This is a genomic window from Rhodanobacter thiooxydans LCS2, assembly GCF_000264375.1.
Classification (GTDB): Bacteria; Pseudomonadota; Gammaproteobacteria; order Xanthomonadales; family Rhodanobacteraceae; genus Rhodanobacter; species Rhodanobacter thiooxydans.
In genome coordinates this window covers 285,230-303,553 of the sequence record NZ_AJXW01000043.1, presented here as the reverse complement: position 1 = coordinate 303,553, position 18,324 = coordinate 285,230, and the positions used below count along the sequence as shown (strand labels likewise).

Here is an 18,324-nt window from a genome sequence, read left to right as displayed (position 1 = left end):
CGGGCGTTCCGTTCTATGTTCGCAAGTTATTGCGAACCACCCGGGGAAATACGAATGCGTTTGCGGAAGATGGGTTTGGTCATGGCCATGATGCTGGCACCGGCGGCACAGGCCGACGAGGGCATGTGGATGCCATCGCAGCTGCCGGGCATCGGCGGACAGCTGCACGCGGCGGGCTTCCAGGGCAATCCCGCCGACCTCGCCGATCTCACCAGGGCGCCGCTCAATGCGGTGGTCAAGGTCGGCGGCGCCACCGGCGCCTTCGTCAGCGACCAAGGCCTGGTGTTGACCAATCACCACGTTGCGTTCGGGGTGATCCAGTACAACAGCAACGCGCAGCGCAACCTGATCGAGCAGGGCTACGTGGCGGCCAGTCGCGGCGAGGAGCTGCCGGCCAACCCGGACTTCCGCCTGCGCGTCACGGTCGGCTTCGACCAGGTCACCGACCAGGTGCTGGCCAACGCCCGCGGCAAGACCGGCCGCGCCTACTACGACGCGGTGGACGCGGCGAGCAAGGCGCTGGTCGCCGCATGCGAGCGCGAGGACGGCATGCGCTGCAGCGTCGCGAACATGTTCTACGGCCGCGACTTCTATCTGGTGAAGCAACTGGAGCTGCGCGACGTGCGGCTGGTCTACGCGCCGCCGCGCGCGATCGGCAACTACGGCGACGAGGTGGACAACTTCGTGTGGCCGCGCCACAGCGGCGACTTCACCGTACTGCGCGCCTACGTTGGCCCGGACGGCAAACCGGCCGATTACTCGAAGGACAACAAGCCCTACATGCCACCGGCGCACCTCAGGATCGCCCGCGAAGGCGTCAGTGCTGGCGACTACGTGATGCTGGCCGGCTATCCCGGCATCACCTACCGCCACCGCACTGCCGCTGAGTTCGTCGACCAGGTGCAGTGGCGCCTGCCCACAGCGGTGGCGACGATGAAGGCGCTGCAGGACGTGATCGAGGACGCTGGCAAGGCCGACAGGCAGGCGGCAATCCACTACGCCTCGCAGCTGCAGTCCTTGAAGAACAACATCAAGCGTTTCAGCGGGGAGCTGGACGGCTTGAAGCGCAGCAACGCGGTGGCGGTGCGCCAGCAGGACGAGGCGGCGATGTTGGGCTGGCTGGACCGGCAGGTCGATGCACAGGCGCTGCGCCCGCAGATCGACGCCGCGATGGCGCAGATCGCTGACGGCAACGCCACCCGCGAGCGCGACCTGCTGCTCGGCCTGATCCAGTCGCAGACCCAGCTGATGCGCTCGGCGCTGCGCCTGCAGCGGCTGGCGCACGAGCGCGGCAAGCCCGACGCCGAACGCGAGATCGGCTACCAGCAGCGCGACGAGGAGCTGATCGCAGGTCAGCTGCGCCAGGTCCAGCGCCGCTACAATGCGGCGATGGAGAAGCGTCTGCTGGGTGCGCTGCTGGCCCGCTACCAGCAGTTGCCCGCCGCGCAGCATGTGGCCGAGTTCGATGCCGCGTTCGGTCGTACTCCGGCCGAACTGGCGGCCACGCTGGATCGCGTCTACGCCGCCACGAAGCTGGGCGACGAGGCGCAGCGCCTGCACTGGATGGACACCGACGCGGCCACGCTGGCCGCGAGCGACGACAGCCTGCTGCAACTGGCCGCGAAGCTGCAGCCTGCGTTGCTGCGTATCGACGACGAGCGCAAGGCACACGAAGGCGAGCTGCTGCGCCTGCGCCCGGCCTACATGCAGACGCTGATCGCCTACCGCAAGCAGCAGGGGCGGGCGGTGTACCCGGACGCGAACTCCACCCTGCGCGTGAGCTACGGCAAGGTCACCCCGCTCGCGGCGCGCGACGCAGTCGCCTACGCGCCGCTGACCAGCACCGCGGGCATCGTCGAGAAGAACACCGGCGAGGTGCCGTTCGATGCGCCGAAACCGTTGCTCGACGCGATCGCCAAGGGCGACTACGCCGGCTACCTCGATCCGAAATCGGGTGCCATGCCGGTGAACTTCCTCAGCAACCTCGACACCACCGGCGGCAATTCCGGCTCACCGGTGTTGAACGCGAAGGGTGAGCTGGTCGGCCTCAACTTCGACAGCAACTGGGAGGCGGTCAGCGCCAGCTGGATGTTCGACCCGCGCTACAAGCGCGCCATCCACGTCGACCTGCGCTACATGCGCTGGCTGATGGACAAGGTCTACCCGGCGCCGTGGCTGCTGCAGGAGCTGGGCGTGCCGGTGCGCTGAAGGTCGCAGGCATGACTTGCGGCATATGCCGCCGCGGCCCGCCTCGGGCATAAGTCGAAAGTTATTGCGATTCTTTTCCGCTGCGGTCTACCCGCGGCGGGTTTTCCCACAGGAGATCTCCGTGCGTCGTCTATTGCTTGCCGCAGCCGTATCCGTCGGCCTCATCTCGTCCGCCCATGCCGTGGAAGGCATGTGGCAGCCTGCCCAGTTGCCGGGCATCGCCGCCACGCTGAAGCAGCACGGGCTGAAGCTGGATCCGAAGACGCTGACCGACCTCACCGCCTACCCGATGGGCGCGATCGTCAGCCTGGGCGGCTGCACCGCTTCGTTCGTCTCGCCCGAGGGCCTGGTGGTGAGCAACCACCATTGCGTCTACGGCGCGCTGCAGCTGAACTCCACGCCGGAGAACAACCTGATCGAGAAGGGCTTCCTGGCCAAGACGAAGGCGGACGAACTCTCCGCCGGTCCGTCCGCGCGCATCTTCGTCACCGAGGAAATCCGCGACGTCACCAAGGAGATCATCGCGAAGCTCACCGACGCGATGAGCGGCGCCGAGCGCTACAAGGCGATCGAGCAGGCGATCAAGCAGCAGGTCAAGGCCTGCGAGAGCGACGGCTACCGCTGCGACGTCTACACCTTCCACGGCGGCTACAGCTACCAACTGATCAAGCAGCTGGAGATCAAGGACGTGCGCCTGGTCTACGCGCCGCCGGAGTCGATCGGCAAGTTCGGCGGCGACGTCGACAACTGGATGTGGCCGCGTCACACCGGCGACTTCGGCTACCTGCGCGCCTACGTCTCGAAGGACGGCAGATCCGCGGCCTTCTCGAAGGACAACGTGCCCTACCAGCCGAAGCACGTGCTGAAGGTGAACCCGCACGGCGTGGAGCAGGGCGACTACGTGATGGTGGTCGGCTACCCGGGCCGCACCAACCGCTATCGCCTCGCCGATGAAGTGAAGAGCTCGATCGGCTGGACCTACCCGACCCAGATCAAGGTGTACGAGGACACGCTCAACATCATCAACACTGCCGGCAAGGCCGACCCGAAGGTGGCGGTGAAGTACGCCAGCATGGTCGCCGGCCTCAACAACTACCTGAAGAACTTCGGCGGCCAGCTCGAAGGCCTGCATCGTGCCGACGCGGTCACGGTGAAGCGGGAGCAGGAAGCGCAACTTGAGGGCTGGCTGAAGCAGCAAGGTGGCGCCGAAAATGCCGCGCTGGCGGCCGACATCGGCAAGCTACGCCAGCAGATTGCCGCCGATCAGGCCAATCGCGAGCGTAACCTGGCCATTAGCCTGGTGAACCGCGCCCAGCTGTTCAGCACCGCGGTGCGCCTGACCCACCTGGCCAAGGAACGGCCCAAGGCCGACCTCGACCGCGATGCCGGCTACCAGCAGCGCGACTGGGTCCGCATCGAAGGCGGCCTGAAGCAGATGGATCGCCGTTACGATCCGGGCGTCGACCAGCAGTTCATGGTCTACGGCCTCAAGCGCTACGTGGCGTTGCCGCAGGCGCAGCGCCTGCCTACGCTGGACGCGTGGCTGGGCGAGGCGAATAGCGAGGCCGCGATCAAGGCAAAGGTCGCCGCGCTGTACGCCGGCAGCAAACTCGGCAACGTCGACGAGCGCATGAAGTGGTTCAGCGCCGACAGCAAGGCGATCGACGCCAGTGGCGACAGCATGCTCAAGCTGGCCCGTGCAGTGCAGCCGCAGCTGAAGAAGCTGGAAGACGAAGGCGACGCCCGCGACGGCGAGCTTTCCAAGCTGCGCCCGCGCTACATGCAGGCGATGATCGCGTGGAAGGACTCGCAGAAGCTGCCGGTCTACCCGGATGCGAACAGCTCGCTGCGCGTCACCTTCGGCAACGTGCAGGGCGTGGCGCCGCGCGACGGCGTCAGCTACGCGCCATTCACCACCGCGCAGGGCATCGTCGAAAAGGACACCGGCGTGGAGCCATTCAACTCGCCGAAGGCGGAGCTGGCCGCGATCAAGGCGAAGGCGTTCGACGGCTACGCCTCGCCGAAGCTGGGCACGCTGCCGGTCAACTTCCTCGCCGACCTCGACATCACCGGTGGCAACTCCGGCTCACCGGCGATGGACGCGAATGGCCAGCTGGTCGGCCTGGCGTTCGACGGCAACTGGGAGTCGGTCAGCGGCGACTGGCTGTTCGACCCGCAGCTCAACCGCTCGATCCAGGTCGACGTGCGCTACATGCTGTGGGTGATGCATCACCTCGACCACGCCGACAACCTGCTGAAGGAAATGGGCGTGCCGGCGAAGTAAGCCGGCAGTCGATGTCACAACGAAGGCCCGCGTCGCCGATGCGGGCCTTCGCATTTTGGAGTCCGCATCTTGATGCGGTTCTCGCATTCTCGTGTAGGAGCGCCCCCTGTGCGCGATGCTTTTGTTATGTGGTGGAAAGCATCGCGCACAGGGTGCGCTCCTACAGTACAGCGCGCCGTTACACTGCCTGGATGCTGCTCGACACCCGCCCCCTCGCTATCTTCCTGATGGGCCCCACCGCCTCCGGCAAGACCGCGCTGGCGTGCGGGCTGGGCGAGCGGTTTCCGCTGGACCTGGTCAGCGTCGACTCGGCGCTGGTCTACCGCGGCATGGACATCGGCACGGCGAAGCCCGACCCGGCGACGCTGGCGCGCCATCCGCATGCGCTGGTCGATATCCGCGATCCGGCGCAACCGTATTCGGCGGCGGATTTTTGCGCCGACGCGCTGCCGGTGATGCAGCGGATCAGTGCGCAGGGCAGGGTGCCGCTGCTGGTCGGCGGCACCGGGCTGTACTTCCGTGCGTTGCAGCAGGGGCTGTCCGACTTGCCGGAAGCCGATCCGGCGACCCGCATGCGACTGACCGCCGAAGCGCGGCAACTCGGCTGGCCGGCCATGCATATGCGGCTGGCAACCCTCGATCTGGTCTCCGCCAGCCGGATCGGCCGCAACGACGTGCAGCGCCTGCAGCGCGCACTGGAAGTGATCGAACTGACCGGCCGGCCATTGTCCGAATTGCAGCGCGGCGGCGCGGCGGCGCGCTTTCCGTGGCGAGTGCTGAAGCTGGCTCTGCTGCCGGCCGACCGGCGCGTGTTGCACGAACGCATCGCCCGGCGTTTCGACGCGATGCTGGCGGAGGGTTTCCTGGACGAAGTGCGCGCGCTGCGGGCGCGGGGCGACCTTCACGCCGACCTGCCGGCGATCCGCGCGGTCGGTTACCGGCAGGCGTGGGAACACCTGGACGGCCAGACCGACGCGGTCGGGTTCCGCGATCGCGCCATCTTCGCCACCCGCCAGCTGGCCAAGCGGCAGATCACCTGGCTGCGCAGTGACTATGGCACCCGTCTGTTCGACCCCGATCAGCCCGGCTTGGCCACCTGCGCCGCGGCGGCCGTACAGCTGTTTCTGGGCGGGGCGGGCGGGTCAGCGCCGCCAGCGTGACCCAGTGCACTTGCGCTGCGCAAAAATCTTCTTTCATCAAGTATTTGAAAGCAGCTAACATCCGGTCATGTTGGACCGGGGCGCCACCGGCGTTTTTTCTCCGGTCTGTCCGTGGCAAGGGGAGAACAAGAAATGTCCAAGGGGCAGTCGTTGCAGGATCCGTTTTTGAATGCATTGCGGCGCGAGCGCGTGCCAGTGGCCATCTATCTGGTCAATGGCATCAAGCTGCAGGGTACGGTCGAGTCGTTCGACCAGTTCGTGGTGTTGCTGCGCAACCAGGTGAGCCAGATGGTCTACAAGCACGCCATCTCCACCGTGGTGCCGAGCCGCAACGTACGCATCGGCAATGGCCACGAGGGCCACGAGGGCCATGAAGGTCACGACCATCATTCCGACGCGACGTCGGCTTCCGCCGACGCGGACGCTTGATAGGAGGGGCATCAGCCCGCATGAAGTGGGTCTGTTCCCGAAGGATCACGCCCCCCCGTGTTTGACCGACAAAAGAAAGGCGACCGCGCCGTGCTGGTGCTGCCGCACACCCGCGGCGAAGGTGATACGGCGCGGCGCGCGGCAGAGTTCACCGAGCTGGTGAAATCCGCCGGTGCCGAGGTGCTGGGCGTAATTGCTGCCCGCATCGAGGATCCCAACCCCCGCTACTACATCGGTACCGGCAAGGCGGATGAGGTGGCCGAGGCGGCGCGCGCGCTGGAGGCGGACCTGGTGCTGGTCGACCACGTGCTGACTCCGGTGCAGGAACGCAACCTGGAGAAACACCTGGGTATCCGCGTGGTCGACCGCGCCGGCCTGATCCTGGACATCTTCGCCCAGCGCGCCCGCTCGCACGAAGGCAAGCTGGAAGTGGAGCTGGCCCAGCTGAAGCACCTGGCCACCCGGCTGGTCCGTGGCTGGACCCATCTGGACACCCAGCGCGGCGGCGCCATTGGCAACCGCGGTCCCGGCGAAACCCAGCTGGAAACCGACCGTCGCCTGCTCGGCGAGCGGGTCAAGATGCTCACCAAGCGACTGGAAAAGGTGCAGACCCAGCGCGGCCAGCAGCGCCGCGCGCGGCTGCGCAACACGGTGCCGCGCGTGGCCCTGGTCGGCTACACCAACGCCGGCAAGTCGACCCTGTTCAACGCGCTGACCACCGGCGATGTCTACGCTGCCGACCAACTGTTCGCCACGCTCGATCCCACCGTGCGCAAGCTGGAGGATCTCAGCTGCGGCCCGGCCGTGCTGGCCGACACCGTCGGCTTCATCCGCGAACTGCCGCACGACCTGGTCGCCGCGTTCCGCGCCACCCTGGCCGAAGCGCGCGATGCCGATTTGCTGCTGCACGTCAGCGACGCCGCCGACGAGGAGCGCGAGCGCCTGCACCGCGTGGTCGACAACGTGCTGGAGGAGATCGATGCCGGCGACGTGCCGCAGTTGCACGTGATGAACAAGATCGACCTGGCGGGCGCCGAGCCGCGGATCGAACGCGACGGCTCCGGCAAACCGGTGCGGGTCTGGCTGTCCGCTGCCACCGGCGCCGGGCTGGACCTGTTGCGCCAGGCGCTGGGCGAACTGCTCGGCGGCGAGCGGGTGCAGTCGGCGTTGCAGTTGCCGTTGTCGGCCGGACGCCTGCATGCGCGGCTGAAGGCGGCCGGTGCGATCACCGGCGAGACGGTGGACGAGCACGGCTGGCAGCTGCGCATCGACGCGCCGCGCAGCGTGATCGCCCCAATTAGCGGCGGCGACCCCACCGAGACCCAGCTGCTCCGCCAACTGCTGGCCGTGGCGGAATGACGCCAGCGCACCACGCGCGGCGCGAGCCGTGCTCTGCTAGAATCCCCGGTGTTTGCGCGGCCCCGAAAGGTGGCCGGCGCGGTACTCCGACAGCTTTGGCTGAATCTCATGTGTAACCCGGTGCAGCGCGTGTTCCGGCCGTGGTTGCCGGCCTCCCGACGGCCCCTAGGAGACTGACTCGTGGCATGGAATGAACCCGGCAACAACGGGCAACGTGATCCGTGGAACAGGAATCGCCAGGGTGGCAAGTCGCCGCTGGACGACCTGCTAAACAACGCCAGGAAACGCCTGGGCAAGCTGGGGCAGGGCCCCGGCAGTATCCTCACCGGCGTGGTGGTGGTGCTCGTTGTCGGCCTGCTGTTCAGCAGCTACACCATCATCGGCGCACGCCAGGCCGGCGTGGTGCTGCGTTTCGGCGAGTATTCGCGCACCCTGCCGCCGGGTTTCCACCTGAAGCTGCCGCAGCCGATCGAGTCGGTCACCAAGGTCGAGGCCACGCGCATCCGCTCGGTCACCGACAAGGTGGCGATGCTGACCAAGGACGAGAACATCATCACGATCGACTTCACCGTGCAGTACCAGGTGGACGATTCGCGCAAGTACCTGTTCTCGCTGAACGACCCGGACGGCACCATCGGCGCCGCCGCGGAAGCCGCGGTGCGTTCGGTGATCGGCAGCAGCGACATGGACCAGATCCTGTCCGCCGCCGGCGCCAGCCTGGTCGCCCAGGCGCAGGAAACCCTGCAGAAGACGCTGGACACCTACGACTCCGGCCTGCGCGTCACCGAGGTCAGCTTCCAGAACGTGGCGCCGCCGAACGAGGTGAAGGACGCATTCGACGACGTCAACAACGCCCGCGAGGACAAGCAGAGCATCGAGAACGCCGCCCTGGCCTATTCCAGCAAGGTGGTGCCGGTGGCGCGCGGCGATGCCGCGCGCATCGCCGCCGAGGCCGCCGGCTACAAGGCCGAGCGCGTGGCCCGGGCCACCGGTGACGCCGCCCGTTTCGAACTGTTGCTGAAGCAATACAAGGCGGCGCCGGAAGTGACCCGCAAGCGGCTGTGGCTGGAGACGATGGAAAAGGTGATGGCGAAGAACCCTCGGGTGATCGACGGCTCCAACGGCCGCAACATCATCAACCTGCCGGCGCTGCAGGGCTCGCCGGCGGCAACGCAGCTCGACGCGGGCACGACCGGCGCCGTGGTATCGCCGCCGACCGGCAGCGCGGCCGGCAAGGGGACGCAGCCATGATGAAGGTCAGTTCAGCCATCATCGCCTTCCTGGTGATCCTGCTCGGCCTGAACAGCATGTTCGTGGTCGGTGAGGGCCACAGCGCACTGCTGCTGCAGTTCGGCCGCATCGTGCGCACCGACTACCAGCCGGGGCTGCACTTCAAGCTGCCGGTGATGCAGCAGGTGATGCATTTCGACAAGCGCATCCTGTCGCTGGACGCGCCGCCGGAGCGTTACTTCACCTCCGAGAAGAAGAGCGTCAATGTCGATTTCTACGTGAAGTGGCGGGTGGCCGACAACGCCGCCTACTACCGTGCCACCGGCGGCGACCAGCTGCAGGCGGCGCAGCGGCTGACCCCGATCGTGAAGGACGCGCTGCGCTTCGAGTTCAACGCGCGCACCTTGCCCGACCTGATCTCCGGCGGGCGCAAGGACATCACCGAGCGCGTGCGCGCGCAGACCGACGCCTCGGCGCGCAAGAACCTCGGCATCGCCGTGGTCGACGTGCGCATCAAGCGCATCGACCTGCCAAACGAGGTCAGCGAGTCGGTGTACAAGCGCATGCGTGCCGAACGTCTGCAGCTGGCCAACGAACTGCGCTTCACCGGCCAGGAAGCGGCCGAAAAGATCCAGGCCGATGCCGATCGCCAGGGCCAGGTGCTGCGCGCCGACGCGCAGCGCGACGCGGCCAAGGTGAAGGGCGAGGGTGACGCGGAAGCGGCCGCCATCTACGCGCAGGCGTATACCCAGGATCCGGAGTTCTTCACGTTCTACCGCAGCCTCGCCGCATACCGTACCTCGTTCGAGGACGGCAAGGGCGTGTTGATCCTGAAGCCCGACGACGAGTTCCTGCGCTACTTCGAACAGCCCGTGCAGAAACGCTGAGTCGACCCCGATGCACCAGCTGGCTGCCGCGTTGTGCCTGATGCTGGTGATCGAGGGCTTGTTGCTGTTCGCGGCGCCGCAAGGCTGGCAGGCGATGGTGCGCGAGGCGCTGAAGCTGCCGCCGCGCACCTTGCGGCTGTTCGGTGCCGGCGCGATGGCGGCCGGCCTGGTGCTGTTGCAGTTTTTCCATTGATTACGTGTGCTCCCGTCGACGGGAGGTCACCAACCTGAGCGAGAAGATCATGGGCAAGTCAGTAGTCATTCTGGGTGCGCAGTGGGGCGACGAGGGCAAGGGCAAGATCGTCGACCTGCTGACCGAGCGGGTCAGCGCGGTGGCGCGCTTCCAGGGCGGCCACAACGCCGGCCACACGCTGGTGATCAAGGGCAAGAAGACCGTGCTGCACCTGATCCCCTCGGGCATCCTGCGCGAGGACGCGCTGTGCCTGATCGGCAACGGCGTGGTGCTGTCGCCGGCCGCGCTGATGACCGAAATCGCGGAACTCGAAGCGAACGGCGTCGAGGTGCGTTCGCGCGTGAAGATCAGCCCGGCCACGCCGCTGATCATGCCGTACCACATCGCGGTGGATAAGGCCCGCGAGATCGCCGCCGGCGGCAAGGCCATCGGCACCACCGGCCGCGGCATCGGCCCGGCCTACGAGGACAAGGTCGCCCGCCGCAGCGTGCGCGTGGCTGACCTGATGTACCCGCACGAGCTGCCGGCGCTGCTGAAGACCGCCGTCGAATACCACAACTTCATCCTCACCCAGTGGCTGAAGGCCGAGCCGGTCGATTACGACGCGGTGCTGAAGGATGCGCTGGCCTGGGGCGAGTACATCCGTCCGCTGGTCGACGACGTCGCCACCATCCTGCACGACGTGCGCCGCGACGGCGGCAGCATCCTGTACGAAGGCGCGCAGGGCGCGCTGCTCGACATCGACCATGGCACCTATCCCTACGTCACCTCGTCCAACACCACCATCGGCGGTGCGCTGGCCGGCACCGGCGTGGGCGTGGGCGACATCGACTACGTGCTGGGCATCTGCAAGGCCTACGCCACCCGCGTCGGCAGCGGTCCGTTCCCGACCGAGCTGCACGACGAGATGGGCGAGCTGCTGCGCAAGAAGGGCAACGAGTTCGGCGCCAGTACCGGTCGCCCGCGCCGCTGCGGCTGGATCGACCTGGTCGCGCTCAAGCGCGCCACCCAGATCAACGGCATCAACGGCCTGGCCATCACCAAGCTCGACGTGCTCGACGGCCTGGCCACGGTCAAGGTCTGCATCGCCTACGAATACCGCGGCAAGCGCCGCGAGCTGGCGCCGCTCGACGCGGACGGCTGGGACGAGTGCAAGCCGGTCTACCTGGAATTTCCCGGCTGGCAGGAATCCACCGCCGGCATCCGCGACTGGAACCAGTTGCCGCCTGCCGCGCGCGCCTACCTGCGCGCAGTCGAGGAGCTCTCCGGTTGCAAGCTGGCGCTGGTCGCCACCGGCGCCGACCGCGACGACACCATCGTGCTGGACGACCCGTTCGCATAGGTGATTATGGAGCCGGATGTTGGGGTTCGCTGGCGTTCACCCCAACCTACAAAATCGCCGTAATCCGTGGGTTGGGGTGAGCGCCAGCGAACTCCAACATCACCCCCGACGCTCACCGTCACCCGCTATCCGCTCCGGGTCGCACGCCCAATCCGCCGTAACCATCCCCTCCCGGATATATCGGTGAATGGATGAATACGGCCAATCCGCTGCCCGACTGGCATGCCCGTGCTTCACCGGATTGATGTGCACGTAATCGATGTGCCGTGCGAGATCGTCTTCGTCGCGTATCCGGTGCTCCCAGAAGCGGCGTTGCCAGATGCCGCGTTCGCCCTTGCGTAGTCGGGAATCGCGAATGGCTTCGCGCCGTTCAATGGTGCGGGAAAAATTGGCCTTGATCAGCAGCCAGCGGGTGGAAAAATCCGCGTCGTCCGGCGGCAGCGTCCATACGGCGTGCATGTGCTCGGGTAGTACGACCCACGCGACGATCTCGAACGGATGACTCTGTTTTACCGCCCGTACCGCTTGACGAAGCGTGTCGATCCGCTCGATCAGCAGGTGGCTGGAACGGCCAGCCAGATTGACGGTGAAAAAGTAGGTTCCGCTGGTGGCATAGGCTCTTCGATAACGCATCGAGTCATCCTTGGCGATGTGGGTGTTGGGGTTCGCTGGCGCTCACCCCAACCTACGCGGGTAGTCCTGGCTTCTATCTCGCTGGCTCCGCGCGCTCGCCCAGCGGCAGGCTCAGCGTTTCCTTGATCTCTTCCATCACGATGTAGCTTTTCGAGTCGCGCACGTTTGGCAGGGTGAGCAGGGTGTTGCCGAGCAGCTTGCGGTACGAGGCCATGCCCGAGATGCGGGCCTTGATCAGGTAGTCGAACGCGCCCGAGACGAGGTGGCATTCCAGCACGTTGGGCAGGCGCAGCGCGGCGTTGCGGAATTCCTCGAAGATATCGCCGGACTTGTAGGCCAGACTGATCTCCACGAACACCAGCAGGCCGGCGCCGACCAGGTGCGGGTCGAGCCGCGCGTGGTAACCGGTGATCACGCCATCGCGTTCCAGCCGACGCACGCGCTCGGTGCACGGCGTGGTGGACAGGCCGACCCGCTCGCCCAGCTCGGTGAACGAGATGCGTCCTTCGTCCTGCAGCACGCGGAGGATCTTCCGGTCGATTTTGTCGAATTCCTGCCGTTTCGTTGCCATATGCCCACCATGGATTGCCAATTTGGCAGCGATATTACCTGCGATAAAGGTAAAAGACAGAGGACAAGCCTGATGGATCGTTTCTATACTCGCTGGCTGTCACTCCTGCGGGCGGACCGCAGGCCATCGTCGGAAGGGGAGCGTAATGCGGGTACTGATTCTGGGCAGCGGCGTGATCGGAACGTGCAGCGCGTGGTACCTGGCGCGCGCCGGCTTCGAGGTCACCGTAGTGGATCGCGAAAGCGCGCCGGCGCGCGAAACCAGTTTCGCCAATGCAGGTCAGATCTCGCCTGGCTACGCCTCGCCATGGGCCGCCCCCGGCGTGCCGCTGAAGGCCCTGAAGTGGCTGTTCATGCGCCACGCGCCGCTGGCGATCCGGCCTGGCCTCGATCCGCAGCAGTACCTGTGGCTGCTGCAGATGCTGCGCAACTGCACCGCGGGTCGCTACGCCATCAACAAGGCGCGCATGGTGCGCCTGTCCGAATACAGCCGCAACTGCATGGACGAATTGCGCGCCGAGACCGGGCTGGATTACGAAGGCCGCCAGCTCGGCACCGTGCAGTTGTTCCGCACCCAGGCGCAACTGGACGACGCGGCCAAGGACATCGCCGTGCTCAAGCAGTACGGCGTGCCGTACGAGCTGCTCGACCGCGCCGGCATCGTGCGGGTGGAGCCGGCGCTGGCCGGGGTGGTTGACCAGCTCAGCGGCGCACTGCGCCTGCCGAACGACCAGACCGGCGACTGCGAGCTGTTCACCCGCCTGCTCGCCGCGCGGGCGCAGGAGATGGGCGTCGAGTTCCGCTTCGGCGCCACCGTGGAAAAGCTCGAGCACGACGGCGGCCGCCTCAGCGGCGTACGCATCGACGGCAAGCTCGAACGCGCCGACCGCTACGTGCTGGCGCTGGGCAGCTACTCCACGCAACTGCTGGCACCGCTGGGCATCCGCCTGCCGGTGTACCCGCTGAAGGGTTACTCGTTGACCCTGCCGATCACCGACCCGGCGATGGCGCCCACCTCGACCATCCTCGACGAAACCTACAAGGTGGCGGTGACCCGCTTCGACCAGCGTATCCGCGTCGGCGGCATGGCCGAGGTCTCCGGCTTCGACCTGTCGCTGTCGCCGCGCCGCCGCGCCACCCTGGAAAAAGTGGTCGGCGACCTGTACCCGCACGGCGGCGATCTGAGTCGCTCCACGTTCTGGACCGGCCTGCGCCCGGCCACCCCGGATGGCACGCCGGTGGTCGGCGCCACCCGGCTGGACAACCTCTACCTCAACACCGGCCACGGCACGCTGGGCTGGACCATGGCCTGCGGTTCCGGCCGTTATCTGGCCGACCTGATCGCCGGGCGCAAGCCGCAGATCAGCACCGAGGGCCTGGACATCTCGCGCTACGGCAGCCACCCGGCTGCGGGAGCTTCCGCCTGATGCGCCCGGCCCGTGCCCTGATCGACCTGGCCGCCTTGCGCCACAACTACCGCCTGGCACGCGAGCTGGGCGGGCGCAAGGCGCTGGCCGTGGTCAAGGCCGACGCCTACGGTCATGGCGCCGTGCGCTGCGCGCAGGCGCTGGAGGCGGAGGCCGACGGCTTTGGCGTGGCCTGCATTGAGGAGGCGCTGGAACTGCGCGAAGCCGGCATCCGCGCGCCGATCCTGCTGCTGGAAGGTTTCTTCGAGGCCGACGAGCTGGCGCTGATCGACGCCCACCACCTGTGGTTCGTGGTGCAGGCCGAGTGGCAGATCGACGCGATCGAGCGCGCGCGCCCGACCAAGCCGTTCACGATCTGGCTGAAGCTCGATTCGGGCATGCACCGGCTCGGCCTGGTCGCAGCGGACTACCGCGCCAGCCTGCAGCGCCTGCAGGCCATGCCGCAGGTGCGCGAGGTGGTGGCGATGACCCACTTCGCCCGCGCCGACGAACTGGACTGCGAACGCACCACCGAGCAGCAGGCGCTGTTCCACCAGGTGTGCGACGAGCTGCAGCTGCCCACCAGCCTCGGCAATTCCCCGGCCCTGCTCGGCTGGCCTGCCACGCAGGGTGAGTGGGCGCGGCCCGGCCTGATGCTGTACGGCGCCACGCCGTTCGCCGGCCCGCACCCGGTTGCCGATCGCCTGCGCCCGGTGATGACGGTGGAGTCAAAGGTGATCGGCGTGCGCGAACTACCGCCCGGCGAACCGATCGGCTACGGCGCCCGTTTCGTCACCGCTCGCCCCAGCCGCATCGGTGTGGTCGCCATGGGTTATGCCGACGGCTACCCGCAATTCGCCCCCAACGGCACGCCGGTGGCCATCGACGGCCAACGCGGCGAACTGGTCGGCCGCGTGTCGATGGACATGCTCACCATCGACCTCACCGACCACCCCACCGCCGGCCTCGGCAGCAAGGTCGAACTGTGGGGCAGGCGGGTACCGGTCAGCGAACTGGCGCTGCACAGCGAAGGAAGCGCCTACCAACTGCTGTGCGGACTGAAGCGCGTGCCGCGCAGCTACGTCGACGCGTGACCTGCTTCCGCTCCTCCCCCTGCGTGCCCTAAAGGGACTTCCTTCGGTCGCAGGGGGAGGCTGGCGACCGCAGGGAGTCCTTCAGGTGAGGGGGTAAAGCTCTTGACCTTTGGTACGCTCAAACCCCGATCTCGCCCCCTGCGACCCCACGCCGCCATCATCACGATGGAACCAGCCAGGGGAACGCCATGACCGCACTCACCGACCGCTTCAGCCGCGCCGTCGACTACGCCCGCATCGCCCACGCCACGCAGGTGCGCAAGGGCTCGGACATCCCGTACCTCTACCACCTGCTCGGTGTGGCCAGCCTCGTGATCGAGTTCGGCGGTAGCGAAGACCAGGCCATCGCCGGCCTGCTGCACGACACCATCGAAGATGGCGGTGCTGCGCACGAAACAACGATCCGCGCGCAGTTCGGCGACGCCGTCGCCAACATCGTCATGGACTGCACCGACGGCACCGCCGAAGGCAAGGCCAGCCACACGGACCATGAGGCCAAACGCCGCAACTGGATCGAACGCAAGCTCGCCTACCTCGCACATCTGCGCCAGGCACCGGACGCGACCTTGCTGGTTTCCGCCTGCGACAAACTGCACAACGCCCGCGCCATCGTGCAGGACCTCGAAGACCCCGAAACCGGCACCCACGTGTTCGACCGCTTCACCGGCGGCCGCGACGGCACGCTCGGCTACTACCAGGCGCTGGCGGAAATCTTCTCGGCACGCGGCGTCAAGGCGGCCAGGGTGCTCGACAGCACGGTGGACTGGATGCACGAGCTGTCCGGGGCAGGGGAACGCAAGGTGCTGGCTGGTTGATGGCCGCCATCGGCTGACGCACCATCGCTTGCGGCTGCTGGTTGGAGTGGCTAGTATTTTACTGAAGTAAAACTTTTTACCGAGGTATGTGCCCATGTCCTGCGCTGCGACCCTCCGCCAGTCCGGCGGCTCGATCATCCTTTCCATTCCCAAGTCGATCGCCCAGACCCTCGCTGTCGAAGCCGGTTCGGTGGTGGAACTGGCGGTGGAAGGTCGGACATTGTCGGTGACGCCGGCCCGGCGCAGCCTGGCCGATCGTCTGGCGGTCAGCCCCAAATCGCCGGCGGCGTGGCAGCGCGACGCGGCGTCGTTGCATGATGGTGCGGTCGGGCGCGAATTGCTGTGAGCCGACTGCCTGCGCGCGGCGATATCCTTGAACTGAGCCTCGATCCCGTCCAGGGCCGCGAAATTCGCGGCTCGCGTCCGGTGCTGGTGCTCTCGGCGGATGCCTTCAACAAGGCGTCCGGCCTGCTGCTGGTGGCGCCGATCACGCAGGGGGGCACCGCCTCGCGCGAAACCGGATTCAGCGTGACACTGATGGGTTCCGGCACTGCGATGCAGGGCATCGTCCTGTGCGACCAGACCCGCACCGTGGATGCCCGCGCACGCACCTACCGGAAGATCGAGAAGGCTCCGGCAGCGCTGGTCGAGGAAGCCCTGGACGCGGTGCGGTCGATCCTGGAATGAGGGGGCGGCCCGGCAGTGGTATCGAGCGACCCGGGCACATTCGCATGGCTAACGGCCATGTATCCCCTCCATTCTGGTGCGACATGGCGGTTCCCCTTGCTGCTCACCCTTCCGCCATTTCGCCGTGTTGCTGATCGGCACTGACACGATTCCGGTATTCGCATGAACCAATCCTCGCTCTCCGCCCTCATCTGGTCCGTCGCCGACCTGCTGCGTGGTGACTACAAGCAATCCGAATACGGCCGCGTGATCCTGCCGTTCACCGTGCTGCGGCGGCTGGATTGCGTGCTGGAGCCGACCAAGAAAGCCGTGCTGGCCGAGTGCGAAGCCAAGACCAAAGCTGGCCTCAACCCCGACCCGTTCCTGTTGCGCAAGGCGAAACAGTCGTTCTACAACACCTCGCCGCTGGATCTGCCCACGTTGCTGGGCGACCAGGACCACATCCGCCAGAACCTCTACAGCTACATCCAGGGCTTCTCGCCGGCGGCGCGCGACATCTTCGAGCGTTTCGATTTCCATGCGCAGGTCGAGCGGCTGGCCAAGGCCGACCTGCTGTACCTGGTCACCGAGAAGTTCGCCAACTTCAACCTGCACCCGGATGAAGTCGACAACGCGCAGATGGGCCTGGTGTTCGAGGAGCTGATCCGCAAGTTCGCCGAGCTGTCCAACGAAACCGCCGGCGAGCACTTCACCCCGCGCGAAGTGATCCGACTGATGGTCAACCTGATCTTCATCGAGGACGACGAGGCGCTCGGCGCCGGCCATGCCGTGCGCACCATCTACGATCCGACAGCCGGCACTGGCGGCATGCTTTCGGTGGCCGCCGAGCACCTGCTGCAACACAACCCCGACGCGCGGCTCACCCTGTTCGGGCAGGAGTTGAACGACGAGTCCTACGCTATCTGCAAGGCCGACATGCTGATCCGCGGCCAGGACGTGAGCAACATCATCGCCGGCAACACGCTCAGCGAGGATGGCCACGCCGGGCGCAAGTTCGACTACATGCTGTCCAACCCGCCGTTCGGCGTGGAGTGGAAGAAGGTCGAGAAAGTCGTGCGCAGCGAGCACGAACAGAAAGGCTTCGATGGCCGCTTCGGCCCCGGCCTGCCGCGCGTGTCCGATGGCTCCATGCTGTTCCTGCTGCACCTGGTCTCCAAGATGCGCCCGGCCGTCGACGGCGGCAGCCGCTTCGGCATCGTGCTCAACGGCTCGCCACTGTTCACCGGCGGGGCAGGGAGTGGCGAAAGCGAGATCCGCCGCTACGTGCTGGAGAATGACCTGATGGAAGCCATCATCGGCCTGCCCACCGACATGTTCTACAACACCGGCATCGCCACCTACGTGTGGATCATCTCCAACAAGAAGCCCGACGACCGCAAGGGCTACGTGCAGCTGATCGACGCCGGCAGCTTCTGGCAGAAAATGCGCAAGAGCCTGGGCAGCAAGCGCAAGGAAATGAGCGACGAGCACATCGCCACCATCACCCGCCTGTTCGGCGAATTCGCCGAAGCCGAACTGGCCACCGTGTTCGCCGCCGACGGCAGGGAAACCGGCCGCCAGGTCATCGCCGCCGCCGAGTTCGCTCCCGCGCCGCCACCCGGCGGCAAGGTGAAAGTCGCGCCGCTGGCGCGCGTCTTCAAGAACCAGGATTTCGGCTACACCACCATCACCGTCGAGCGTCCGCTGCGCGACGAACAGGGCAGGGTTGTGCTGGGCCAGAAAGGCAAGCAGAAAGGCCTGCCGCAAGCCGACAGCAGCCTGCGCGACACCGAGAACGTACCGCTGGGCGAAGACATCCAGGCCTACTTCGAACGCGAGGTGCTGCCACACGTGCCGGGTGCGTGGATCGACGAAGCCAAAAGCAAGGTCGGCTACGAGATTCCGTTCAACCGGCACTTCTATGTGTTCGAGCCGCCGCGTGAGCTGCAGGAAATCGACGAGGAGTTGAAGGCGGTGTCGGAGCGGATCATGGCGATGCTGGGGGAGTTGGCGGAATGAGTTTTGTCTCCAACCCCATCCTCCTTCTG

General features: G+C 66.7%; 17 protein-coding genes. 15 read left to right on the top strand and 2 right to left on the bottom strand.

The features are described from left to right. Positions 1-81 precede the first annotated feature (81 nt). The 9 genes from UUA_RS10285 to UUA_RS10245 all read left to right on the top strand — a co-directional run bounded on the left by UUA_RS10285 (position 82) and on the right by UUA_RS10245 (position 11,092). On the top strand, positions 82-2,208 hold the full coding sequence (locus tag UUA_RS10285) for a S46 family peptidase (protein WP_425476897.1): 2,127 nt from the start codon (positions 82-84) through the stop codon (positions 2,206-2,208). A 121-nt stretch (positions 2,209-2,329) separates the two neighbouring features. Continuing rightward, positions 2,330-4,492, top strand: coding sequence for a S46 family peptidase (locus UUA_RS10280; RefSeq protein WP_039953779.1), 2,163 nt, complete (start codon positions 2,330-2,332; stop codon positions 4,490-4,492). 191 nt (positions 4,493-4,683) lie between these two features. Next, positions 4,684-5,652 (top strand): tRNA (adenosine(37)-N6)-dimethylallyltransferase MiaA, encoded by a 969-nt coding sequence (gene miaA / locus UUA_RS10275; protein ID WP_039953824.1) that lies wholly within the window; start codon positions 4,684-4,686, stop codon positions 5,650-5,652. 132 nt (positions 5,653-5,784) lie between these two features. Then, on the top strand, positions 5,785-6,081 hold the full coding sequence (gene hfq, locus UUA_RS10270; protein WP_008436549.1) for an RNA chaperone Hfq: 297 nt from the start codon (positions 5,785-5,787) through the stop codon (positions 6,079-6,081). Between the two features lie 57 nt (positions 6,082-6,138). Next, positions 6,139-7,440, top strand: a complete 1,302-nt coding sequence (gene hflX / locus UUA_RS10265) for a ribosome rescue GTPase HflX (protein ID WP_008436548.1) — start codon at positions 6,139-6,141, stop codon at positions 7,438-7,440. Between the two features lie 180 nt (positions 7,441-7,620). After that, positions 7,621-8,691: an FtsH protease activity modulator HflK gene (gene hflK, locus UUA_RS10260; protein ID WP_008436547.1), complete on the top strand. Its 1,071-nt coding sequence runs from the start codon at positions 7,621-7,623 to the stop codon at positions 8,689-8,691. Beyond that, positions 8,691-9,557, top strand: coding sequence for a protease modulator HflC (hflC, locus tag UUA_RS10255; protein WP_039953776.1), 867 nt, complete (start codon positions 8,691-8,693; stop codon positions 9,555-9,557). The genes hflK and hflC overlap by 1 nt, the downstream gene beginning before the upstream one ends. A 10-nt stretch (positions 9,558-9,567) precedes the next feature. After that, a complete protein-coding gene (locus tag UUA_RS10250; protein WP_008436542.1) occupies positions 9,568-9,750 on the top strand; it encodes a DUF2065 domain-containing protein in 183 nt (60 codons plus the stop codon). A 49-nt stretch (positions 9,751-9,799) separates the two neighbouring features. Beyond that, complete coding sequence (locus tag UUA_RS10245; RefSeq protein ID WP_008436541.1) at positions 9,800-11,092, top strand: adenylosuccinate synthase; 1,293 nt, start codon at positions 9,800-9,802, stop codon at positions 11,090-11,092. A gap of 99 nt (positions 11,093-11,191) precedes the next feature. Here the strand turns inward: UUA_RS10245 and UUA_RS10240 are convergent, their stop codons facing one another. Together UUA_RS10240 and UUA_RS10235 are read right to left on the bottom strand one after the other, a co-directional pair. Then, complete coding sequence (locus tag UUA_RS10240) at positions 11,192-11,725, bottom strand: REP-associated tyrosine transposase (protein WP_008436540.1); 534 nt, start codon at positions 11,723-11,725, stop codon at positions 11,192-11,194. Between the two features lie 73 nt (positions 11,726-11,798). Then, complete coding sequence (locus tag UUA_RS10235) at positions 11,799-12,296, bottom strand: winged helix-turn-helix transcriptional regulator (RefSeq protein WP_008436539.1); 498 nt, start codon at positions 12,294-12,296, stop codon at positions 11,799-11,801. 145 nt (positions 12,297-12,441) lie between these two features. Between UUA_RS10235 and UUA_RS10230 the strand changes: the two genes are divergently transcribed. The 6 genes from UUA_RS10230 (at position 12,442) to UUA_RS10205 (ending at position 18,295) form a co-directional block, all read left to right on the top strand. Next, the gene (locus UUA_RS10230) at positions 12,442-13,722 is read left to right on the top strand and encodes a D-amino acid dehydrogenase (RefSeq protein ID WP_008436538.1); all 1,281 of its coding nucleotides are present in this window, start codon (positions 12,442-12,444) and stop codon (positions 13,720-13,722) included. After that, the gene (alr, locus tag UUA_RS10225) at positions 13,722-14,795 is read left to right on the top strand and encodes an alanine racemase (protein ID WP_008436536.1); all 1,074 of its coding nucleotides are present in this window, start codon (positions 13,722-13,724) and stop codon (positions 14,793-14,795) included. The genes UUA_RS10230 and alr overlap by 1 nt, the downstream gene beginning before the upstream one ends. A gap of 188 nt (positions 14,796-14,983) precedes the next feature. Further along, entirely contained in the window at positions 14,984-15,610 is a 627-nt protein-coding gene (locus tag UUA_RS10220) for an HD domain-containing protein (protein WP_008436535.1), read from the top strand. 94 nt (positions 15,611-15,704) lie between these two features. Continuing rightward, positions 15,705-15,956, top strand: coding sequence for an AbrB/MazE/SpoVT family DNA-binding domain-containing protein (locus UUA_RS10215; RefSeq protein ID WP_008436534.1), 252 nt, complete (start codon positions 15,705-15,707; stop codon positions 15,954-15,956). Further along, positions 15,953-16,297, top strand: coding sequence for a type II toxin-antitoxin system PemK/MazF family toxin (locus tag UUA_RS10210; protein ID WP_008436533.1), 345 nt, complete (start codon positions 15,953-15,955; stop codon positions 16,295-16,297). Before UUA_RS10215 ends, UUA_RS10210 begins: the two co-directional genes overlap by 4 nt. A gap of 162 nt (positions 16,298-16,459) precedes the next feature. Continuing rightward, entirely contained in the window at positions 16,460-18,295 is a 1,836-nt protein-coding gene (locus UUA_RS10205; RefSeq protein ID WP_008436532.1) for a type I restriction-modification system subunit M, read from the top strand. Positions 18,296-18,324: the final 29 nt, after the last annotated feature.